Here is a 23,742-nt window from a genome sequence, read left to right on the forward strand (position 1 = left end):
TTGATTAACATGTTGATGTGGCTCTGCTATATTCTGCCCATTGAATCTTTGGACAGGGGCGCAATGTGGCCACTCCATTTTGGTATAACGCAGCCTTGGCGCTGGTTAAACCCTTATATCAATCGCGTATCCGTAAACGTGCGACCGATCCTGAACAATTACAACAAGAACTGACAGAACGTTTCGGCCCGTTTCAGCCATCCAAAAACCTGCATGCCATCTGGTTTCATGTGGTGTCGGTGGGTGAAACCAATGCTGCCCAACCGTTAATTGAACATTATTTAAAACTTGGCCATCCGGTGCTGGTCACCAATACCACCAAAACCGGTCAGGCACGCGCTAAATCACTTTTTTTAAAAGCGCCTTATCTCGATTTGTTTCAAGCCGTGTATTTGCCTGCTGACCAGAAAACTTTAATTCGTGAATTTTATCAAAAGTATCAGCCGAAACTTTTATTGCTGATGGAAACCGAGCTTTGGCCTAATCTGCTGGATCAGGCACCCCAGTTTAATGTGCCAACTGTATTGTTGAATGCGCGTCTGTCTGAAAAATCTGCCAAAGGTTATACCAAGGTCAAAGGTCTGACTAGAGGCATGCTACAGCAGTTAACCCAGCTTTTGGCACAGGATATTGCCACCCAGCAACGTTATATCCAGTTAGGAATAGCAGCCGAAAAAACCCAGGTTTTGGGCAATATCAAATTTGATATTACTGCGCCCGAGCGCTTTATCCAGCAGGCAGATCAATTGACACAGGAGTGGCAGTTAGGGGGGCGAAAGATCGTCACGTTAGCTAGTACTCATGCTCCTGAAGAAAAAGAAATTCTGAGTGCTTTAAAAGCTGCTTTAGAAGCTGATCCATATTTGGTCTGTATTGTGGTACCGCGCCATCCGGAACGTTTTGATGAGGTGTTCCAGGCTGCACAGTCTTTGGGATTAAAAACTCAGCGTCGTAGTTTAGGGCAACGTATCGAAGCAGATACCCAGGTTTATCTGGCCGATTCGATGGGTGAAATGTGGCTCTGGTATGCTTTGAGCCAGGCCTGTTATGTCGGTGGTTCTTTAAATGAGCCAGGTGGTGGACATAATATTCTGGAGCCGATTGCGTTGAATGTGCCGACTGTTTTAGGCAAAAACTATTTTAATTTTCAGACCATCGTGGATGAGTTTGTTCAGGCAGACGCAGTCGCAGTAGTACAGGATGCCCAGCAGGCTGCAGAGGTATTACTGGAACTTTTGCAAGATCCGCTCAAGGCGGAAAATTTGAATGCAGCAGCGCAGCAAATTATGCAGTTAAATACGGGGTCACTTGCGAAGCATATTCAGGTGATTGATCAGTATCTTTAATTTATATTGATAAGTAACAGATATTGGATTTACCAAGACGGCAGGGAGGCCGTCGTTAGGCTGTGATACAGGGAAGTGTCATCAGCCTAAAAAAGCGTTTTGCCTACTTTTGCGCTGTCAAAAGTAGGGAAGGCCTATACAATAATAATTTGATCTAATTATGATTTGAGGCGATGTTAAATCAATTCAAAGGGCAATCACGGCCTTTTGATGAGGTACAGAATATATTTTTTATAGCGTAGGCAGTATCTTACTTTTGTCGGGCCAAAAGTAACAAAAGCCTTTTGCAGTGCTGAAGGGACGTCCTGTCCCTCAGCACTGCAGGCGACATCCCTGTCGCCACCCTCTAGCCAATAGAGGGATATATCATATTTTTTTGGTCTTCTTTTTTATGAACATCATCCTGCTTGATTCACGTCAAACCGAAACTGAACTTTGGTCCATTACCTCAACTCGGCAACTGGAACATTTACAGCAGCATTTGCAGATCCAGGTGGGAGATACGTTAAAAGTCGGAATTCGGGAAGGTCTGCGTTACCTGACTGAGATTGTCGAAATCTCTGAAAAAGCAGTGCGCTTGAAACCGCTGCAAGAAGAAGCTGTTCCAGAAAAATTGCCAGTGACTTTAATTGTGGCCTTGCCACGTCCGAAAGTACTGCGCCGTCTGATCATGGATAGTGTCACTTTGGGCGTTGAAAAAATCATTTTACTGCATAGCTACCGCGTCGATAAAAGCTATTGGCAAACCCCATTTTTACAGCAGTTAAATCATTATATCGAATTGGGGCTAGAACAGGCAGGGGATACGGTTGCTCCGAAAATCGAGCTATATAAACGCTTTAAACCCTTTGTTGAAGATATCTTGCCGGGTTTGATTAGTACGGATGGTCCGGCTTATGTGGCACATCCTTATGCAGAGCAAGCGATGCCATTTGCGATTGAGCATCCCTGTACGATTATTATTGGTCCGGAGGGTGGATTTATTCCATATGAAGTTGATTTACTCATAAAAAACGGCTGCCAGGCTGTGAGCCTGGGCAACCGTATTATCCGTACAGAAACCGTGATTCCTTATGTTTTAGGTCGACTGTTTAGCACGGGCTGAAGCCTCTTCATTGCCCTCACCACGATAGACTTTGACTTCCTGTACCGGATACGGAATCGAAATATTATGCTCGGCAAAAGCCTGAATCACACGTTCCTGCACCGCACTGATTGAAGTTCCGGTGCCGGTTTCAGTGGTATCGACCCACCAGAAGGCTTTCAGGGTAATGGAAAAGTCAGCCAGCGCCGTCACATTGACACTAAAGCCCGGTTGGCTGAGGATGGTCGGATCTTTATCTAAAATAGCGGTAATCAGATCCTTGGCTTTCTGGATGTCATCTTCATAGCCGATACCCACGACGAATTCGCAGCGGCGACGGGTATAGGCGGTATTCACCGTAACCGCACTGGTGTAGACGGTCGCGTTTGGAATGACGATACGGCGGCCATCCGGTGAGCGTAAAAAGGTTGCACGAATCTGGATATCTTCAACCGTACCTTCCATGCCATTCACGATAATGTCATCGCCAATCTTGAACGGTTCACTGAGCAGAATCAGCACGCCAGAGAGCAGGTTCTGAAAAATATCCTTGAAGGCAAAACCGATCGCGACCGAACCAATTCCGAGGGCACTCATCAGCTGACCCGGGGTAAAGCCAGGAACCGCAATCACCAGTCCAATCAGAATACCAAAGAAAATAATAAAGGTACTGCCGACACGGTTGAGTACCAACACCAGATTCTGGCGGGTATAAGAACGGTTTTCCAAAGTTTTACGTACGAAAAACTTGAAGACTTTGGAGAGTAACCAGAAAATCGTAATCACGATTAGCGCGATACAAAAATAAGGTACACGCTCCCAGAAGCCCTCCATGATTTTGTCAATGGTACTGTAGGCATCATTATACTTGGCGGTATGTTCAATCACGGTCTGGGTCGTTTTCTCAGTTGCCTGATGTAACAACTCCGTGGTGCCCTCTGTTACCTGGCTTAAGGTATTGTTTTGCTCTGCCACAAAAATTCCACAATTCAAATTTTGCCTATTTTGCCTGATGTTCAGCAAAAAATTAATAAGGGCTCGAAGTCACCAGTGGATAATTTTAAAAATAACGGCACTGTTGTTAAAAGTATTTAGTAGTTTTTTGCATCATTTCCGTGGGGGTAGGTGACTGTTCTTCACCGCTCATATAACTGAATAAAGCGATAGATCCCAACAGGCTAAGCAGGGTCAGGATAATCATCAACCAGGCCAGAATTTTTTCCCAGAGCAAGGTCATCCGTGCCGGACCATACTGATTACTGCCTCGATCGCCCGAACCAAAAACGATATAAAGCCATACAAAAATGTTTACTAGCGGCAGTAAAAATAATAGCGCCCACCAGCCACTGCGGTTCATATCATGCAAACGGCGAACGGTTACCACTAAAGCGAAATACACATACATCAGAACCATGACCAGCACACCGATGCTGGCCAAGCCTTGCAGTGAAATCAGCCAGTTGGGATCCATGGAGTGGGTAGAAATATTCACAATATCAATACTAAGACCCAGTGCAATACTGCCAAATAAAAAAATGAAATACAGAAATGCCGACCAGGCAATAAAGCTCAAGCGTCCGAAGCGGCCTTTCATCGACAAGGGATGATCGGTTGCGGGCAATGCAGGCGGGCTAAAGTAGGGAGATTCAGGCGATTTCATAAAGCGTATCCTGCTAAATCAGATGAAATAACCACAAGCGGTCAGTTTTATTTTTAAGGGCTGTGCTACAGATCATACACAGTTGCGCAGAAGATTCTGTACTGTAAGTTGTGGTTTATTTTGATTGAATTTGTATAAATAATCTACGACGAAAGCATGATTGCTGGATTTGAAATAAGCAGGCCATACTGCCATTATGCATAAAAAACAATCAACAACGCAGCATTAACCTCTCGTGATGAGATAGAACAAAATCAAGGAAGTGACCTATGCAAGAGATCTATCCAGTACCCGAAGAATTTAAAAAAACAGCACGTACGCTCGAAGATCAGTACTTCGAACGTTATCAGTATTCTATAGAACAGCCAGATAAATTTTGGGCAGAACAGGCGCAACGTCTGGACTGGATCAAGCCCTTTACCCAAGTCAAAAATACCAGTTTTAACAAAGATGATTTTAAAATCAAATGGTTTGCTGATGGTCAGCTCAATGTCAGTGCCAACTGTCTGGATCGGCACCTGAAAGAACATCCTTATAAACCGGCCATCATCTGGGAAGGGGATCATCCTTCGCGGCACAAGATTATTTCCTTTGCCGAGCTGCATGATGAAACTTGCCGTTTTGCCAATGTGCTGAAGAAAAATGGCATCCAGAAAGGCGACCGGGTCATGCTGTACATGCCAATGGTCTCTGAAGCGGCGATTGCCATGTTGGCCTGTGCCCGGATCGGGGCGGTGCATTGCGTGGTATTTGGTGGTTTCTCGCCAGATTCCTTGGCCAGCCGGATTGAAGACTGTCAGGCGAAAATGGTGATTACTGCCGATTCAGGCATGCGCGGCGGTAAGGCCATTCCACTGAAAGCCAATGTCGATGAGGCACTGAAACTGGCGGGTACAGACTCGATCCAAAATGTAATGGTGGTACACCGCACCGGTAATCCGATTGAAATGCAGGACGGGCGTGATCTGTGGTATCACACGGAAATTATGTCAGTGAATGACATCTGCCCACCGGAACCGATGAATGCCGAAGATCCGCTGTTTATCCTGTATACCTCCGGTTCTACCGGCAAGCCCAAGGGCGTGATGCATAGCACCGGTGGTTATCTGACCTATGTCAACTGTACTTTCCGTGAAGCGTTTGATATCAAGCAAGATGATGTGTTCTGGTGTACCGCAGATGTGGGCTGGATCACCGGGCATTCCTATGTGCTGTATGGACCACTCTCGAATGGGACCACCACCGTGATGTTTGAAGGTGTGCCGCAATATCCAAGCTGGGCGCGTACCGGACATATTGTCGATAAGCATAACGTCACCATTCTCTACACTGCACCGACCGCGATCCGCGCCATGATGCGCGAGGGCGATGCTTTTGTGCGGGAAAGTGACCGCAGTAGCCTGAGAATTTTAGGATCAGTGGGTGAGCCGATTAATCCGGAAGCCTGGAACTGGTACTACACCGTGGTCGGTGAAAGCCGCTGTCCCGTCATCGATACCTGGTGGCAAACTGAAACAGGCGGTTTCATGATTACACCATTGCCGGGTGCGACTGATCTAAAACCCGGTTCTGCGACACGGCCTTTCTTCGGCGTACAACCTGCGATTGTGGATGCTGACGGCAAGGAACTAGAGGGTGAAGCTGAGGGCAATCTGGTGATTAAGGATTCTTGGCCGGGTCAGATGCGTACCATTTGGGGAGACCCGGAGCGTTTTATCGAAGCCTATTTCTCGACCTATCCGGGAACCTATTTTACCGGAGATGGCGCGCGTCGTGATAAAGACGGTTACTACTGGATTACCGGCCGTGTCGATGATGTCCTGAATGTATCCGGACACCGCTTAGGTACAGCAGAAATTGAAAGTGCATTGGTGGCGCATGAATCGGTGGCAGAGGCCGCTGTAGTCGGGATGCCGCATGACATTAAAGGCCAGGGAATTTGTGCTTTTGTGACCTTGCAGGCTGATGTGGCCAGTTCAGATCAATTACGTGCCGAACTGGTCAGCTGGGTGCGCAAGCTTCTTGGTCCGGTAGCGACCCCGGATGCGCTGCACTGGGCACCGGCTTTGCCAAAAACCCGTTCCGGGAAAATTATGCGTCGGATCCTGAGAAAGATTGCCGCCAATGAACTGGACAGCCTGGGCGATACCTCGACCTTGGCTGAACCGCAAGTGGTGGATCATCTGATTGCCGAAGTACAGCGCAATACTGCTTAATCGCTAGAAGATAAAATACCGGCTGCATACAGCCGGTATTTTTAAATCAGGAATAAGCTCTGCATGCTTTCGGATATAGCCCGGCGCCCCGATCTGCTAAGCTGCCCAGATGCTGAACATGAGTTAAAAATAATGAATGTACGATCACCATATTTAGATCAATCTCCTGTCGATATTGCCCGGAAACTAGCCCAGCAATTTGCCCAGACTGCCGCAGAGCGAGACAAGCAGGGCGGTAATCCCAAACATGAACGTGACCTGATCCGTAACAGCGGCCTGCTCGGCTTGTCGATTCCTGTTGCTTATGGTGGACAGGGCGCAGACTGGCAAACAATTTTTAAAACCATTCAGAGCATTGCGCAGGTCGATAGCTCGCTGGCACATGTCTATGGCTTTCATCATTTATTGATTGCCACCGTACAGTTATTTTCCCAACCTGAGCAGTATGCAACATGGTTTACACAGACTGCACAAAATAATCTGTTCTGGGGCAATACCCTAAATCCGCTGGACCGTCGTACCACGGTAACTCAAGTCTCGGAAAATGAATATATTTTCCATGGCGATAAAAGCTTCTGTTCTGGCTCGATCGATTCGGATATGTTGCTGTGTTCTGGCTATGATGAAGCAGGAAAACTGCTGATTGGCGTGATTCCAACCCGGCGAGAGGGTGTGAGTTTTCTGGGTGACTGGAACAATATAGGCCAACGCCAGACCGACAGTGGTACCAGCCATTTTGAGCAGGTCAACATTCATGAAGATGAATTGCTGTTAAATCCAGGTCCACTGAGTACGCCGTATTCCAGTCTACGGCCTTTGATTGCCCAGCTGATTTTCGTGCATCTGTTTTTGGGCGTGGCAGAAGGAGCATTTGAAATCGCCAGACAGGGCGTACAGACCCAAAAAGCCTGGTCCAAATCACTGGCAGACGATGCAGTGAATGATCCTTTTACCCAGAAGCATTTTGCCGAGTTCTATGTACAGCTAGAAGGTGTACGCTTACTCGCAGATAAAGCAGTTCAGGGTTTACAGGCAGCCTGGGAGCTTGGGAATGATTTAAGTGCCGAACAGCGCGGTGAAGTCTCGGTTGCCATTGCCACAGCTAAAATTGCCGCAACCAATACCTCTCTCTATATTACCCAGAATATTTTCCAGGTGATGGGTGCGCGGGCCACCACGGCCAAGCTCAATCTGGACCGCTTCTGGCGCAATGTCCGCACCCAGACCTTGCATGATCCGATCGATTATAAGTATCAGGAAGTGGGGGAATGGGTGCTGACTGGAAAAGTGCCTGATCCAAGCTTTTATTCCTGATCTGAAAATAAAACAGCCTCTTTATCAGAGGCTGTTTTATTCTGGATGAAAAAGTTTGGTTTTAAATTTGCTTGAAAGCTTCAATCGCTCTTACACGAGAGGCTTTTAAATCCACGATCGGTTTTGGATAATCCAGTTCAAGATCCAGATTTTTGGCATAGGGGTCATGAATGCTTTCGGCATCCAGATGCGCCAGTTCTGGCACCCATTGACGGATGTAATCTCCATTCGGATCAAACTTCTGTGACTGGCTGACCGGGTTAAAAATCCGGAAATAAGGTACGGCATCCATGCCGGTCGAGGCACACCATTGCCAACCGCCATTGTTCGCTGCCAAATCGCCATCAATCAGATGCTGCATGAACCAGCTTTCTCCCAGACGCCAGTCAATCAGCAGGTTTTTACATAGAAACATCGCAGTAATCATGCGCACCCGGTTATGCATCCAGCCAGTGGCCCGCATTTGCCGCATGCCGGCATCGACAATTGGAATCCCGGTTTGTCCTTGTTGCCAGGCAGCCAAATTATCCGGTGCATTGCGCCACTGGATTTTATCGGTATTTTCCTTAAAAGGCCGATGTCTGGATACACGGGGAAAATCAAACAGGGTATGCAGATAAAATTCGCGCCAGAGCAGTTCATCTAGCCAAGTCTGCTGACCGATATTATCAATCTGGAAATATCCGTCCTTAAACAGGGTCTGCATACATTGACGGATCGAGAGAATACCGATATTCAGATATGGTGACAGGCGGCTGGTACCATCGACTGCAGGTAGATCTCGCTCAGTTTTATAGTGAGCCATTTTCTCCCCGATAAAATCATCGAGCAGCTCAAAGGCAGCTTGATCTTTTGCAGGCCAGAGCTGGGCAGCATGATCGACAGAATAATCAGCCGCAAATTTTTGCAGATCAAAACTGGTCAGCTGGTCTGGTAATTCAAGCGGATCTTGAGCCTGAATGTCAGGGTAACAGCCCGGTATACTCTGAATCAGTCGCTCATAGCACTTTTTCTTGAATGCGTTATAGACCTGATAGGGTTGATTGGACTGGTTACGGATACTGGTCAGTGGAAACAGGCTGCGATCATGATACAGCTCGACCCGGATCTGCTGCTGTTCCAGCATCTGCTGTAGCTGTGCATCACGTTGCAGTTCATTCACGCCCACTTCAATATTGGCATGTAGCGTATCAATCTGCAGTTTTTGGCACAGGCTTAGCATTTCGGCAGGCAGGTTTTGCCATAAGGGAACATTTAAAATGATTAACGGAATATTCAGCTGCGCTAACTGCTGCTTTAAGATAATGAGTCGACGCAGATAAAAATCGATTTTAATCCGGGCATCCTGATGCAGCTTCCATTGTTCGGGAGAGAGAACCACGAGAGCAAAACAGGGTCCTTGCTGGGTGGCATGCCAAAGCGCGGCATGATCATGAATGCGGAGGTCTTGACGAAACCAGATCAGTTGCATTATTAAAATTCTTGGAAAGTCGTTAGTGCAGAATTTTAAGGAATTGCTGGTCTCAAACCTAGCCAGACAACAATTTTATCACATAAAAAAATCCCCCAAGCCGAGCCTTGAGGGAGGGAGTGAGTCTGCTGAGATTTATTGGAATGATTATACGGGCTCAGCTTCTTCTTGCTGCACAGGTGTTGCCTGTTGTGCTTCAAGCTCACGGACCAAAGGCAGCACCTTCTGGCCAAAATATTCAACCTCTTCAATAAAGTGCAGGAAGCCTGACAGAATCAGATCAACGCCCACTTTTTTCAGCTCGATAATCCGTTCAGCAATCTGCTGCGGTGTCCCGATCAGATTAGTGCGGAAACCATCATTGTATTGCACCAGATCTTCAAAGGTGGATTGGGCCCAGTTGCCTTCACCTTCCTGACTTGCTCCGCCGGCTTCACGGGTCGCTTCACCAAAAGATTTCACTGCCTGCACATTGGCCTTGCTAATAATTTCCTGCAATACAGCCTGAGCTTCTTCTTCGCTATCTCGTGCAATCACAAAGGCATTTACGCCGATTTTCACCGAGTGATGATTTGCCTTGGCTTTTTCACGAATATCATCGATCTGTTTTTTCAGCTCTTCCGGGGTATTGCCATTGGTGAAGTACCAGTCAGATACGCGAGAAGCCATATCACGTGCTGCCCGGGAACTGCCGCCCTGAAAGATTTCAATATGCGGTTTTTGTAGCGGTTTTGGACTCAGGGTATAGTCTTTGAATTGATAATATTTACCTTCAAAATTAAAGTTATTCTGGCTCCAGACCCCTTTCAGGCTACGGATAAACTCTTCCGAACGGGCATAACGCTCGTCATGTTCCGGCCATTCTTCACCAATGGCATCAAACTCACCGCGGAACCAGCCACTGACCACATTGATCGCGATCCGGCCATTGCTCAGATGGTCAATCGTCGCCAGTTGTTTTGCAGCCAGTGCCGGCTTCCATGGACCCGGCAGAATCGCGGCAATGACTTTCAGGCGTTCAGTTTTGGCCAGAATGCCATGACTGAAGCTGACCGATTCATGCTGGTTTTCTGCGTTATAGCCGGCAGTAAAACGGATCTGGGTCAGGGCATAATCAAAGCCTGCCTGTTCAGCGGTTTGTGCCAGACGCACGTTATAGTCATAGCTCCAGTCGGTGCGCTGCTCGATATTACTAACCACCAGGCCACCACTGACATTCGGCACCCAATAGGCAAATACGATATTTTTATCATTCGACATATTCATCACCCTTTGCAATGCTGTGTTCAAGCCACTTGAGTCTTTGGTGCTTTCTTGCTGTGCAAGCGCGATTCTGCGGCATCCAGGCTCGGCACGGCTGCTGAAGGCAGCACTTCTTCCTGTTCGATCTGCTTGTTAATGCCCAGATTTTGACTCGCTTGAATGGTTTTTTCTTTGATGACTTCAGCACGTTGTCCCTTGGCTGGTGCCCATTCCAGAATCGGCAATGCACGCGCCACAGCCAGGGTAATCCGGTCGCGGAGCAATTCACTGTGAATGGTATATTCAGGGGTGAAATCGCGGTCGGTAGCATAGACCCCAATCGGTAAAGTCTGTGCCTGAAAGAAGCTGAATAGGGGACGCAGTTGATGTTCCAGAACCAGCGCATGACGGTCACTGCCACCAGAAGCCGCCAGTAATACCGGAACATCGACCAGCGCCGTTTGCTCAACAAAGTCAAAGAAATGCTTGAACAGGCCGGTAAATGAAGCGCGGTAAACTGGAGTGCCGACAATCAGCGCATCTGCGGCTTCTACTGCTGCCAGATCATCTTGAACGCGTTGCGGCAACTGATTCCGGTAAATCGCACCTCCCAAGAGCGAACCAATTTCGCTAAATTTAATGAAATGCACATTGATTGGTGTCGCTTCCCCAAGCTCATCCAGAATGGCCTGAACCAGGGCTTCGGTTTTTGAGGGATGATTTAAACCGCCAGATACGGCCACAATATTTAAGGGTTTTTGCGCATTAAAATTAGACATATTTAGAACCTGGAAAATAGGGGTAATCTCGGAATGACCCTATTAATCCCGATTCAGCGAAGGGCTGTAAAATAACGAAAAGCTGAAAAGTTATCTGATTTTGCGATATACGACAAAGGCTCGATTCTTAAGGAGAATTTTTTTATAAGTGAATGACATTTATATTTATATTGAATAAAGATAAGCTTTTTCAGTGAGGAATAAGTGATATATAAAAAAGTGATGAGAATTAAACAATTATTGCAATAGTACAAAAATGGGCAATTTTGAAGAAAAACTGCATATTATTTTAAAAATTGTAGTGTCTTGCATATCCTTAACCGGGTTGTGTGGTTAGAATAGGGGCTACCGTGCCAAGATCTTTCTCACGTTGCCTATGAATATTTTAATCGTTGATGATCATCCACTATTTCGTCATGCCTTGATTCAAGCTGTACGTTATAGCCTGCCACAAGCCCAGATTCATGAAACTGCGGCAGTCAATGAATTTTATGAACGTCTAGAAAATGGCCCTGAGCCTGATCTTGTGCTGCTGGATTTAAACCTGCCAGGCGCTTCTGGCTTTTCTGCCCTGGTGCATGTCCGTGCACAATATCCGTCTTTACCGATTATTGTCGTGTCTGCGCATGAAGAAGTCAGCATTATCCAGCGTGCCATTGCACATGGTGCAATGGGCTATATTCCTAAATCTGCCCATCCAAGCCATATCGGTGAAGCGATTCGTGAAGTGCTGGAAGGTGAAATCTGGTTACCGCCAAATCTGCCAGCCAATATGAATTTTGATCCTCGTGCTGCCGATGAAACGGCTTTGGCAGAACGGATCCAGTCTTTGACGCCGCAACAGTTCCGGGTATTGATGATGGTGGCTGAAGGTTTATTAAACAAGCAGATCGCTTATGAACTGGATGTGTCAGAAGCGACGATTAAAGCGCATGTGACTGCAATCTTCCGTAAGCTTGGGGTACAAAACCGGACACAAGCGGTATTGGCCATCAATGCACTGAATATTGAAGACCGCAAAATGTAAGTTCTGCATAGCCGAATTGAAAAAGACCTCCTTGGAGGTCTTTTTTTATGGGCGAAATCTGAAAAACTGAGTGCAAAGACCTGAGTCAGCTAGGCGATATAATCCTGTTTGCGGGTGAAATCATCACAAAACAAAGGATTTAAGGCACATTGCAATTCATCAATCTGCTCTTCGGTGACATAACTTTTCGACTTCAGATATTCCGCCACGCGATCATCACGCAGACTCAGGAAAGTCGCATCATAAACACCCAGATCCACAAACAGTGCTGCAGTTTCCAGACTGTTAAAACGATCTAGATAAACTTCATTGTCATACATCAGGAAGACATGTTCGTCGCGCGTATTCGGATCGACATGTAAACGTTGCGCCAGTTCATGTGGGCAGGTTTTGATAAATAACAGATCAGACAGCTCATCAAACTGGCTGGTGTCCAGGCAATCTTCTTCATTTTTGACCTTACCCAGCCAGGCCTTAAAGACCAGTACCGCGCCACCACGCAGCAACATGCTCCAGATCTGATGACGGGTTTTTGCTGGAAGGTCCTCTGTTTCAGCTTCTAAAGACTGAATCAGCTTGTCTTCCTGTTCAGCAATCTTTTCAAATAGTCCCAGACCTTGCGGCTTGTAGGCATAAGGTTCAAAGACATCAAAATGTAATTCATCAAAGACTTGCAGTGCCAGAGGGACTGCACTCTGATACAGCGTTTCCAGTGCTTGATACTGGGCATCGTTCAACTTGCTGTATTTAAAGATCTGTGCCCAGTCAATGCTTGGCAATAAGGCGTTGGCGCCATATTGACGGTGAAACTGCTGGGTCTGATTCAGGCCCTGGTTTTGATCTATGTTCATGTGAAGAACTCCGATATGCAGAAATAGATCAGCGACCAAAAAAATTAAGGCTACATGAGATGGAAACTGATCGTTTCTTATTCCTCTATCTTTAGAGCCAAGTACAAGGGATAAAAATACGACTAAAGTTATAGTAGTGGAAAATTACTCTTTAATTTTTATTAAAAACAATAAGATAATTAATTGTAACTAAGTGTACACATGTACATTAATACATTCGTCAGTTTTTGCCATAGTGAATTAAAAAATGAGCATTTTGGTCAATCTATTCAGCTGTATTTTCGGCATATTTGCTGCTTTTAGCACATTAGAATAAATTTTATGCAAGCTAGGTAAGTTTATGTGGCAGTTGAGTATAAAAAATGCCCATCTCAAGGTTTGAAATGGGCATTGATCAGATCAGTATCTATTTAGGAATCAGAAATTTTCAGTCCAGATAACCATGAACGTAATGATGCCGGTTTCAGTGGTTTTTTCAGCAGAACAATATTCAGCTCTTTCAGACGTTGCGGTAATTCCGGATCGGAGTCAGCGGTAATCAAGGCGACCGGAATATCCTTTGAACGATGTTCCAGAATGAAATCCAGACCAATCTTGTCTTGGTTGAGATGCTGATCCACCAGCCAAACCTGAATATTTTCCTGCTGAATCAGCATGGCTGCTTGCTCAGGTTCGGTGGCTTTAAATACCTGATAGCCCCATTTAGTCAATAAGGTCGACATGCCTTCCAGAATGGTTTCATCATTATCCAGACATAGAATCTTAAAGGCCTTGCTCTTTAAAGGTACGGCCTGAACCGGTGCTGCAACAACTTTAGGTGCCTCAATCACAGGCACTTCAATCATAAAGCAGGAGCCTTTGCCCAGCGCAGAAGATACATGCACCGGATAGTCCAGCATGCTGGTCATGCGTTGTACGATCGCCAAACCTAGACCCAGACCCTGTTCACCCCAAGGTGAGGTGTGACCGCAACGTTCAAATTCCTGAAACAGCTTGATGCGCTGTTCTTCGGCAATGCCGGGTCCGGTATCCCAGACGCCAATGCGGATATGATTCGGTCTACTACTCGAACGTAACACACCCACCACCACTTTACCTTTGGCGGTATAACGCAGCGCATTGCTGACAAAGTTCTGGATAATCCGGCGAATCCATTGCGGATCGGTATCAATCCAGAACTGCGCATCATGCACACTGAACTTGATGCCACGTTGTGCAGCGATAGATTTGAACTGGAGTTCCAGATCGCTGAGCAGGTCATGCAGCGGATAAGCCTGACGTTTCGGCTGAATCGTGCCACCTTCCAGTCGGGCAATATCCAGCAGGGCAGACAGCATGCTTTCTGCGCCATGCAGGGCACGATCCAGTTGTTGTAAGGTCTTGCGGTCTTCATCATTCTGCACGCTTTGTTCGAGTGCGGTACTGAACAGGCGCGCGGCATGCATTGGCTGCAACAGGTCATGACTGGCGGCTGCAATGAAGCGGCTTTTTGACATATTGGCCTTATCGGCCTGTTCACGCGCCAGTTGCTGCTCGGACAATGCATCGGCCAGCTGCTGGGTACGGTCCTGAACGCGGGCTTCAAGCACGGCTTCATTTTCACGGAAGGCAGTAATATCGGCGAAAGTGGTAACGAACCCGCCGCCTTCGATCGGATTGCCGCGCATCTGAATGACGCGGCCATCTTTACGAATCCGTTCAAATTCATGGGCACTGCCGACCTGCATCCAGTGAATCCGTTTCCGTACATGTTCTTCAACCGAGCCCGGGCCACATTCACCACGTTCAGCGTTATAACGGATCAGGTCTGCGATTGGACAACCGACATAGACAATATCGGTCGGATAATCGAACAGTTTCAGATACTGATTGTTCCATGCGACCAGACACATGTTTTCATCGACTACGCTGACCCCTTGGGTCATGTGATCAATCATGGTCATGATCAGGTTCTGATTAAAGCGTTGCCATTGCGAGGCCTGATCGAGAATATTGGCGACCTGACCCAATGCCAAACCATTATTAACCATAGCTGTGGTCAACAGGGTACGTGCCGAGGCTGCCCCGATAGTCCCCGCCAGATATTGCTCAGTGAAACGCCACCACATGCCATTGGCACTGCTGTTTTCATTCAGTTCAACACTGTTTTGGGTACAAAACTGCTGGAAAGCGCGTGTGGTTGGGCCTTCGCCGGTAATGCGTTTGGCCAGGGTAATCAGGTCACCAACTTTTAAACGGGCGACATCCTGATGCGAATAGCTGACCTCGGTAGAAGGACTCTGCGAGGGTAGTGGCTTGGTTTCATAATAGAAGAAACTTTCGGCCTGAATCTGTTCGGCAATACTTGGGCGGAAAATACGGGAAATCCAGATATACAGCAGGGTATTTAAGCCCAGTGCCCAGACTACTCCATGCGTGAGCGGATCAAAAGACTCAAAACCGATCAGGGCTTCCGGTCTTAACCAGTTCCAGCCAAAAGGACCCTGATTCAGCAAGTTTTGACTAAAGCTGCTATAGGCTTCGGGCAGGCTGCGCAAAATGGTCGGAAACAGCAGGGTATAAGCCCACAAGGCAAAACCGGTCAACAATCCGGCATATACACCCTGTTTACTGCCGCCACGCCAGTACAGGCCGCCGATCAGGGCAGGGGCGAATTGTGCCACCGCACTAAACGCCAACAGGCCAAAAACTGACAGCTGGTCAATATCATTAAAGAAGTTGAAGAACAGGAAGCCCATCAACATCACACCCAGGATACAGACCCGGCGGGTAAATTTCAGCACCAACGGCAAGCGTTTGTCATGCCGGGAAATCAGCTTTAAACGCCACAACGCCGGCATGATCAGGTCATTGCTGAGCATGATTGACAGTGCCACGGAAGACACCAGCAGCATCCCGGTAGAGGCAGAGAAACCACCCAGAAATGCCAATAAGGTCAACCAGTCCTGATTATAGCTAAGTGGTAAGGACAGGACCGCCACATCCGGAATGGCCAGATATTGCGGTGCAGCATGTAGCGCCCAGCTGGCAATTGGAATAATCGCCAAGGTAGTCAGAATCAAATAAACTGCAAACCAACGCCGCGCACCACGAATATGTTTTTCATCACGTAGCTCAACCACAGCTACATGGAACTGACGCGGCAGGCAGATAATGGCCAGTGCCGCGAGCAGGGTCTGAATCCAGAAACTTTGTGGCACGCCAAACAGTTGTACATCATGAAAAGTAGTGCTGATATCGCTACTGATCTGTGCCAGATTTTCTGGTGCTTCAAACATAAAGAAACAGGCAACTGCCAGCAGGGCGAAGAGTTTGACAAAAGACTCAAATGCCACGGCCAGCATCAGGCCGCCATGCTGTTCAGTATTGGCAATCTGCCGGGTACCAAACATCATCGCCAGTATTGCCAGAACCCCAGTCAGAAACAGTACGCCATTGGTCGTGCCTGTTACCCCTGCGGAAGGTTCCAGAATGACGGCGGCACTTAAGGCAATCGCACGTAACTGCAAGGCCAGATAAGGCACAATGGCGACCACCGCCAGAATGGTCACCAGGGATGCCAGTGGGCCACTTTTACCATAGCGTGCAGCGACAAAGTCCGCGATTGAGGAAATGGCATGATGCTGGCGTACCCGTCCCAGACGGCGCCAGATATCGTAGCCCACAGCCACGAATAACAGCGGGCCCAGATAGATCGGCAGGAAAATAATGCCTTCACGTACCGCCGCACCAGTGGCCCCGTAAAAGGTCCAGGAGGAACAGTACACTCCTAAAGTTAAACTGAACAATAACATGCGCCCACGGGTACTCAGCCGGCTGGCATGTTTTTCTCCGTAAAAAGCGCAGATAAAGAGTAATGCGATATAGAGGGCAAGTACCCCTATGATGAGCCAACTGTTCATATAGCCTGATGTGTGCTGAGCATGCCGCTATGATAGCGCATCATGAACGCTACAGTTTAAATTGATCATTTTTTAACGACCAAAGTCTAAATTACAAGCACATACGAATCTTGTTAACTTGTGATAGTGATAATTCAAATTAAAAATAGTAGGCCCATGGTTGGGCTACAGGAGTGTAACTATGGATGAGGTACAAGTAGATCGAATTCTACAAAATCCAAAATTCAAGGAAATGGTCCGCAAGAAAAGTATGCTCAGCTGGACGTTGACCGGCATTATGCTATTTATCTATGTGGGTTTCATGTTGCTGGTTGGTTACAACAAAGAATTTCTATTGTCTTCACTTTCAGGTGGTGTGACCACGTGGGGTATTCCACTCGGTCTGGGTATCATTGTCTTGTCGTTTATCTTGTGTGGTGTGTATTCATACATTGCCAATAACAAACTTGATCAATTGACTGCAGAAGCAATCCGTGAAGTCGAAGCGATTGCTCATGAAAAAGGACACCACTAAGATGAAATGGAATTCTCTTATTACCCTTGCTGCAACCGCAATGGCCTCAGGTATGGCTTTCGCTGGTCCTGATCTGGGTGCCGCAGAACAGCAGGCGACCAACTGGCACGCGATTATCATGTTTGTGATTTTCGTAGGTGCAACACTGTTCATTACCAAATGGGCAGCGAAACAAACCACCAGCACCACAGATTTCTATACGGCCGGTGGCGGTATTTCTGGTTTCCAGAATGGCCTGGCCATTGCCGGTGACTATATGTCAGCAGCATCATTCCTGGGTATTTCCGCGATGGTGTTCCTGTCAGGCTTTGATGGCTTGCTGTATTCACTGGGCTTTATGGTCGGTTGGCCGATCGTATTGTTCCTGGTGGCAGAACGTCTGCGTAACCTGGGTAAATACAACCTGTCAGACGTAGTATCTTTCCGCTTGCAGGAAAAACCGGTACGTACCTTGGCTGCTTTAAGTTCACTGGTTGTGGTGGCGTTCTACCTGATTGCACAGATGGTGGGTGCAGGTCAGCTGATCAAACTTCTATTCGGTCTGAACTATAACATTGCAGTCGTGATCGTTGGCTTGCTGATGATGGCTTATGTCATCTTCGGCGGTATGTTGGCGACCACCTGGGTACAGATCATCAAGGCTGTAATGTTGCTGTCTGGTGCGACCTTTATGGCATTCATGGTCATGAAAGGCGTGGGCTTCAGCTTTACCAACATGTTTGAACAGGCGATTGGTGTCTACTCAAAAGTACATGACTTGAGCCTGACAGATGCGACCAAGATCATGGGTCCGGGTAGTCTGGCGTCTAATCCGATTGATGCGATTTCTTTAGGTCTGGCATTGATGTTTGGTACAGCAGGTCTTCCACATATCCTGATGCGTTTCTTCACGGTAAAAGATGCCAAAGAAGCGCGTAAGTCAGTAGTGGTTGCTACAGGTTTTATTGGTTATTTCTATCTGCTCACCTTCATCATTGGTTTCGGTGCGATTCTGTATGTATCGAACAACCCGCAATTCCTTGATGTTGCAAAAATGGCAGTGACTGGCAAGCTGGAGCTGGTCGGTGGTAATAACATGGCGGCGGTGCACCTGTCTGATGCAGTAGGCGGTGACCTGTTCATGGGCTTCATTTCTGCAGTTGCATTCGCCACGATTCTTGCAGTCGTTGCTGGTTTGACTCTGTCAGGTGCCTCAGCTATTTCGCATGACTTGTATGCCAACGTGTTGAAGAAAGGCCAAACTACGCCTGCCTCTGAACTACGTATGTCTAAGATTGCGACTTTAGGTCTTGCGATCTTTGCAATGATTCTCGGGATTCTGTTCGAGAAACAAAACGTAGCCTTCATGGTCGGTCTGGCATTCTCGGTTGCGGCATGTGCCAACTTCCCAGTACTGGTATTGTCTATGTTCTGGAAAGGCTTGACGACACGTGGTGCAGTTATTGGTGGTGTTGCAGGTCTGGTAACAGCAGTAACCTTGATTGTACTGTCTAAAGCAGTATGGGTCGATACTTTGGGTATTTCTGATACACCAGTGAACCCGTTCAATGGTCCTGCAATCTTCGCAATGCCATTGTCATTCTTCTGCTGTTGGTTGTTCTCTGTGACGGATAATTCGGCACAGGCTCAGGCAGAACGCAAAGCCTTTGATGCCCAGTTTGTACGCTCACAAACTGGTATTGGTATCTCAGGCGCATCGGATCACTAAGATCCGCGCTACGCTAAAAAAGCCCCATCAGGGGCTTTTTTTTTATGGAGATATCATCAAGTTTTTTCTTTAGTATAAACGCCGTATTGAATTGAGCTGGCTGGATTTGTACAGTGTTATTTAAGTAATTTTCATACAAATCGCATCTCTGCAAGCTGCTTTGAGCATGCTATGTTAAAAGCGGCTAACCATAACAATGTGTTCCCTACATGAAGATAGTGACAAGAAGAGCAACAAGAAGGGCATTATGAAGCAATCTCTGCAGCAGTTCTGGAACAGCTTTACCCATTTGCCTTCGGCATGGCTGTTGTGCCTGCAATTGCTGATCTTGCTCTTGTCGGTATTGAGTTATGGAAGCGTGTCTTATCGGGCGGGAACCTGGGTGCTGGGTGTTCTGGTTTTACTGGTGATTGCCAGAGTCATTCGCCAGACTCCGATGTTTACCATTTTAGGACTCAGCTTTGTCGCCGGCGCGATTTTCTTCTCCTCCCTGATTGTGCTGGGGCTGCATTATACTTGGATCCATGTTACCGCCAACCTGTTTGAAGCCGGTGCTTATTTCAGTGCAGCCTATGGCCTGCTACGTTATATGTTCCATGACCGTTATCTGACCAAGGATGAACTCTTTGCCGCTGGCGCAGTATTTACCTTGCTGGCCTGGGGCTTTGCCTTCCTTTACAGTATCTGCCAGCTCTTGGTGCCGTACAGCTTTTCAGACTCCGATCTGCAAGCCTATCAACCCTGGCTGGATCTGATTTTTCTCAGTTTCAGTGTACAGTCTGCAACAGGACTGTCCGATATCATGCCGGTCAGTCCGGTCGCACGGATGCTGGCGATTATCCAGATGTTTGTCGGGGTGATGTATCTGGCGCTGATTGTATCCCGCTTAATTGCCTTGCAATATATCGCACGTCTACCGCATAAAAAGAATGTGAAAAATAGAGAAAACCCGCCTGAGCAATGAAGCTCATTCTTTTATTGTATTTGTTACAGTAACTTAACGGCTTTATTTCGTGTCACACCCTAAAATAGCAGGAGATCTAGCTCCCATAGACTGAATCTGTCTGATCATTTTGACCTTACCAATAATTATTTGACGCTGTTTGTCGATCCAATTTTTAAAAAATGGAGGATGTATGCCTTCCACAAAACCATCTTGGTTTGCCAATATCAATCCAAATGTTTTTATCAGTACTGTCGCCATTATTGCGATATTTTTAGCGTTGGTCGTATTTGCACCCGATACTTTTTCAGTTCTCACCCAGCAAATGAACCAGTGGATTACCACCTCCTTTAGCTGGTTCTATGTATTGTCGGTGGCGATATTTCTCATCCTTCTGGTTTATATTGCCCTGTCGGATATGGGCAAAATCAAACTGGGGCCCGACCATAGCCAGCCGAAATATAGCAGTGCCTCTTGGTTTGCGATGCTATTCACCGCAGGGATGGGGATTGGCCTGATGTTCTTTGGTGTGGCCGAACCGGTGATGCATTATGTCACGCCACCTGCCGGTGAACCTGAAACCGTACTGGCTGCACAACAATCTATGCGGGTCACCTTTTTCCACTGGGGCTTACATGCCTGGGCCATTTATACGCTTGTTGGCCTATCGTTAGCTTATTTTGCTTATCGGCATCAATTGCCTTTAAAAATCCGTTCGGCCTTGTATCCGCTGATTGGTCAAAAGATCTATGGACCGATTGGAGATGGCGTCGATACCTTTGCCACCATTGGTACGGTATTTGGTGTCGCTACTACGCTTGGTTTCGGGGTGACCCAAATCAATTCAGGTTTGAACTATTTGTTTGGCATTGAACAGGCACCCAGTACTCAGGTCATTTTGATTATTGTGGTCAGTGCCATGGCGGCGACTTCCGTATTTTTTGGATTAGACAAAGGAATTAAACGTTTATCTGAACTAAATTTGGTACTTGCACTGCTGTTGCTGATTTTTGTCTTTGTGGCAGGTCCGAGTATTTATCTGTTACAGACGACTATTCAGAATGCCGGCCAGTATGTTTCAAATCTGTTCAGTATGACCTTTAATCTGTATGCCTATCAGCCAAGTGGCTGGATTGGGGGCTGGACCATCATGTACTGGGCCTGGTGGATTTCCTGGTCGCCATTTGTCGGGATGTTTATTGCCCGGGTCTCGGAAGGCCGCAGTATTCGTGAATTTATCGTGGGTGTATTGCTGATTCCGACTGGATTTACCCTGATCTGGATGGGCTTTATGGGCAATGCCGCACTGTACAGTATTATGCATGAAGCCAATACTGGCTTATTAGAGGCAGTTCAGCGTGATTCATCAGTGGCCCTATTTGAGTTTCTGAACAATCTGCCTTTCAGCTCAGTGACCAGCATCATTGCAACTTTACTGGTCATGCTGTTCTTTGTGACTTCTGCCGATTCAGGGGCATTGGTGACTGATTATCTGACAGCGAAAAGTGATAATTCACCGACTTGGCAGCGTCTGTTCTGGACCGTACTCATGGCTTTATTAGCCATCATCCTTTTGCTGGCCGGTGGCTTAGAGGCCTTGCAATCGGCCACGATTATGAGCGCTTTGCCATTTACATTTATTATGCTGCTGATGTGTTGGGGATTAATCAAAGCCCTACATCTGGATGTCACCAAAATGCATGCACTGCAAGCCGCACGGATTACCCCGCGTGCGATCCAGAATCCACGCAGCTGGCAACAGCGCTTAGGCCTGATCATGCATTATCCGCATACTCAGGAAGAGGTGCAGCAGTATATTCACAATACGGTGAATAACGCATTTCTCAGCTTTCAAAGTGAATTGAAACGGCGCCGATTACATGTAGCGATTAGCCCGCTAGAAGACGGTATACAGCTCCGTGTTGATCATCAGGATGAAATTAATTTTATCTATCAGGTCAATGCCACTCAGACTTTAAGTCCAAGCTTTATGGCTGAACTGGAGAATGCGGGAGTAGATTCCTATCAGGCAGAAGTCTTTTTAAGAGAAGGTGGGCAGGGTTATGATGTGATGGAGTGGACGCAAGAAGATCTATTGCAGGATATCATTGATCAATATGAACGTCATTTGCACTTCTTAAGTCTGGTACGTACGCCTGAGTAAACAGAGTCATAAAACAATAAAAAAGGACGCAATATGCGTCCTTTTTTGATTCAGAATCTAATCAGAAATTAGAAACGGAATTTGGCATTTACGCCGATCGTTTGAGTATCACGAACTTGAGCAGTTTGCGCAAGATTTGCTTCGTAGTTAGCATTTACATAAGATGCGCCAACTGCAACAGCAGGAGTAATGAAGTAGTTTACGTTCGCGCCCCAAGCTTTGTCTGGAGAACCAGCAAAGCTAGATTCCATATAAGAAGCACCAACGCTTAACTGTGGGTTAAGGAAAAGAGTTGTACCTAAGTTGTAGGCAGTATCTTCACCATAAACTAAACCGCTTTCAAAACCAATTGACATGTTAGTACCGTCGATTGCACCAACGTATTTAGTACGTGCAGTGATCGCATCTGTCTTATCAGCAATTGTTGCAGATTCAAGAGCAGCTTTAGCAACGCCGTTAGACACAATATTGAATGCATCTAAAGAAGCTTGGTCAGCAACGCTGGTATAACCAACAGCAACTAAGAAGTTAGGAGCAACTAAAGCACCAAGTTCTAATGCATAACGGTCGCCATTATCATCTGTTGGGTTACCAGCTTTGTTATCAGTGATGGTATGGCTATAAGAAGCGCTTGCATAAGCAGGAACAACTTTAGTCGGGATATACGCTTCACCTTTTACACCGAAAGTATGGTGCACAGTGCGGTCACCAAATTCTTGTCCGTCTTCGCCGTATGTATAAGCAGCAGAAACATTAGATGCTTGGTTTAAAAAAGCAGCTTCAGCTAAAGGACCTTTAGAAGCATCAACATTGTTGAAGTAGTAAGTACCTTGAACTGCACCAGTGAAGTCTTGTTCATTCACAGTGTTGTCGATGAACTCTGACTGACCTTGAACTTCAAATTGATATGCTTGAGCACCGGTCATGGCTAATAATAAAGCAGTGGCTAAACCGAGTTTTTTCATGATATTTACCGTTTTGTTACAAGATGTGTACAGCTTTGGAACACATTGTATTGTGACAATTTATTAAGTCAATCCAATTCGAAATCGCTATTTTTTTAAGCTAAATCATTGTATTAATTTTGTGTAAAATTCAAGTATTAGGCTCCGAAGCTATTTTATATAAAAACTCTTGTATAACAAAAATCTAGACTTTAAATATAGAATCGGGACTAAAGATTAAGGAGAAATTATGTTGTTATTTTAATCAATTAATACGATTAATTATAATATATTTATCTATTAAAACAATTAATAATAGGTGAGCTAATTCATAAATGTGTCAAGAAGTGCAAGGTGTCTGGCGCCTCATGTCTTGATTGGATTGCTTGATTTTAAAGCATCATCAGCTTGGGTCTTAGAGTAGATGTCTGTTTTTTGAGCTAAATGGGCATGTTTTATAATCTTGCTTTGTACACGACAAAAAAAGATAACTCATTGAAATAATGGCATAATACTTGTTTTCTGAAGACGAATATGATGACACATTTCAATGAGTTATATCTCATCTTAAACAAAT

At 46.4% G+C, this 23,742-nt stretch carries 17 protein-coding genes; 9 read left to right on the forward strand and 8 right to left on the reverse strand.

Annotation, left to right across the window (positions count from 1 at the left end):
* Positions 1 to 65: 65 nt before the first annotated feature.
* A complete protein-coding gene (locus WFH18_RS05115) occupies positions 66 to 1,346 on the forward strand; it encodes a 3-deoxy-D-manno-octulosonic acid transferase (RefSeq protein WP_138743207.1) in 1,281 nt (426 codons plus the stop codon).
* Positions 1,347 to 1,737: 391 nt separating this feature from the next.
* Positions 1,738 to 2,451, forward strand: a complete 714-nt coding sequence (locus WFH18_RS05120) for a 16S rRNA (uracil(1498)-N(3))-methyltransferase (protein WP_155861666.1) — start codon at positions 1,738 to 1,740, stop codon at positions 2,449 to 2,451.
* On the opposite strand, the gene WFH18_RS05125 is transcribed toward WFH18_RS05120, so the two are convergent.
* The gene (locus WFH18_RS05125; protein ID WP_004281355.1) at positions 2,425 to 3,405 is read right to left on the reverse strand and encodes a mechanosensitive ion channel family protein; all 981 of its coding nucleotides are present in this window, start codon (positions 3,403 to 3,405) and stop codon (positions 2,425 to 2,427) included. The two genes, WFH18_RS05120 and WFH18_RS05125, sit on opposite strands and share 27 nt — an antisense overlap.
* 106 nt (positions 3,406 to 3,511) lie before the next feature.
* The gene (locus WFH18_RS05130) at positions 3,512 to 4,090 is read right to left on the reverse strand and encodes a DUF805 domain-containing protein (RefSeq protein WP_155861667.1); all 579 of its coding nucleotides are present in this window, start codon (positions 4,088 to 4,090) and stop codon (positions 3,512 to 3,514) included.
* A 269-nt stretch (positions 4,091 to 4,359) separates the two neighbouring features.
* On the opposite strand from WFH18_RS05130, the gene acs reads away from it, so the two are divergent.
* Both acs and WFH18_RS05140 read left to right on the forward strand, forming a co-directional pair.
* Complete coding sequence (gene acs / locus WFH18_RS05135; protein ID WP_138743211.1) at positions 4,360 to 6,306, forward strand: acetate--CoA ligase; 1,947 nt, start codon at positions 4,360 to 4,362, stop codon at positions 6,304 to 6,306.
* Positions 6,307 to 6,438: 132 nt separating this feature from the next.
* Positions 6,439 to 7,620, forward strand: a complete 1,182-nt coding sequence (locus WFH18_RS05140) for an acyl-CoA dehydrogenase family protein (protein WP_138743212.1) — start codon at positions 6,439 to 6,441, stop codon at positions 7,618 to 7,620.
* Between the two features lie 61 nt (positions 7,621 to 7,681).
* Here WFH18_RS05140 and WFH18_RS05145 read toward each other — a convergent pair whose 3' ends face one another.
* From WFH18_RS05145 to msuE, 3 genes are all read right to left on the reverse strand, one after another.
* Entirely contained in the window at positions 7,682 to 9,091 is a 1,410-nt protein-coding gene (locus WFH18_RS05145; protein WP_155861668.1) for a cryptochrome/photolyase family protein, read from the reverse strand.
* A gap of 147 nt (positions 9,092 to 9,238) precedes the next feature.
* Positions 9,239 to 10,351: a dimethylsulfone monooxygenase SfnG gene (sfnG, locus tag WFH18_RS05150; RefSeq protein ID WP_155861669.1), complete on the reverse strand. Its 1,113-nt coding sequence runs from the start codon at positions 10,349 to 10,351 to the stop codon at positions 9,239 to 9,241.
* Positions 10,352 to 10,377: 26 nt separating this feature from the next.
* Positions 10,378 to 11,112: an FMN reductase gene (msuE, locus tag WFH18_RS05155; protein WP_004281368.1), complete on the reverse strand. Its 735-nt coding sequence runs from the start codon at positions 11,110 to 11,112 to the stop codon at positions 10,378 to 10,380.
* 376 nt (positions 11,113 to 11,488) lie between these two features.
* On the opposite strand from msuE, the gene WFH18_RS05160 reads away from it, so the two are divergent.
* Positions 11,489 to 12,139, forward strand: coding sequence for a response regulator (locus tag WFH18_RS05160; RefSeq protein WP_004281370.1), 651 nt, complete (start codon positions 11,489 to 11,491; stop codon positions 12,137 to 12,139).
* Between the two features lie 89 nt (positions 12,140 to 12,228).
* Here the strand turns inward: WFH18_RS05160 and WFH18_RS05165 are convergent, their stop codons facing one another.
* A complete protein-coding gene (locus WFH18_RS05165; RefSeq protein ID WP_155861670.1) occupies positions 12,229 to 12,990 on the reverse strand; it encodes a hypothetical protein in 762 nt (253 codons plus the stop codon).
* A gap of 410 nt (positions 12,991 to 13,400) precedes the next feature.
* Positions 13,401 to 16,892: a hybrid sensor histidine kinase/response regulator gene (locus WFH18_RS05170; protein WP_155861671.1), complete on the reverse strand. Its 3,492-nt coding sequence runs from the start codon at positions 16,890 to 16,892 to the stop codon at positions 13,401 to 13,403.
* A 181-nt stretch (positions 16,893 to 17,073) separates the two neighbouring features.
* On the opposite strand from WFH18_RS05170, the gene WFH18_RS05175 reads away from it, so the two are divergent.
* The 4 genes from WFH18_RS05175 to WFH18_RS05190 all read left to right on the forward strand — a co-directional run bounded on the left by WFH18_RS05175 (position 17,074) and on the right by WFH18_RS05190 (position 22,221).
* Positions 17,074 to 17,406, forward strand: a complete 333-nt coding sequence (locus tag WFH18_RS05175; protein WP_155861672.1) for a DUF485 domain-containing protein — start codon at positions 17,074 to 17,076, stop codon at positions 17,404 to 17,406.
* A 1-nt stretch (position 17,407) separates the two neighbouring features.
* Positions 17,408 to 19,114 carry a cation acetate symporter gene (locus tag WFH18_RS05180; RefSeq protein ID WP_155861673.1) on the forward strand — a complete coding sequence of 569 codons (1,707 nt, stop codon included), beginning with the start codon at positions 17,408 to 17,410 and terminating at the stop codon, positions 19,112 to 19,114.
* Positions 19,115 to 19,361: 247 nt separating this feature from the next.
* Positions 19,362 to 20,078: an ion channel gene (locus tag WFH18_RS05185; RefSeq protein WP_155861674.1), complete on the forward strand. Its 717-nt coding sequence runs from the start codon at positions 19,362 to 19,364 to the stop codon at positions 20,076 to 20,078.
* A 172-nt stretch (positions 20,079 to 20,250) separates the two neighbouring features.
* Positions 20,251 to 22,221 carry a BCCT family transporter gene (locus tag WFH18_RS05190; RefSeq protein ID WP_155861675.1) on the forward strand — a complete coding sequence of 657 codons (1,971 nt, stop codon included), beginning with the start codon at positions 20,251 to 20,253 and terminating at the stop codon, positions 22,219 to 22,221.
* 68 nt (positions 22,222 to 22,289) lie between these two features.
* On the opposite strand, the gene omp33-36 is transcribed toward WFH18_RS05190, so the two are convergent.
* The gene (omp33-36, locus tag WFH18_RS05195; protein ID WP_155861676.1) at positions 22,290 to 23,186 is read right to left on the reverse strand and encodes a porin Omp33-36; all 897 of its coding nucleotides are present in this window, start codon (positions 23,184 to 23,186) and stop codon (positions 22,290 to 22,292) included.
* Between the last annotated feature and the right edge of the window lie 556 nt (positions 23,187 to 23,742).

Source organism: Acinetobacter sp. USHLN143, from assembly GCF_037145695.1.
GTDB classification, from domain to species: domain Bacteria; phylum Pseudomonadota; class Gammaproteobacteria; order Pseudomonadales; family Moraxellaceae; genus Acinetobacter; species Acinetobacter fasciculus.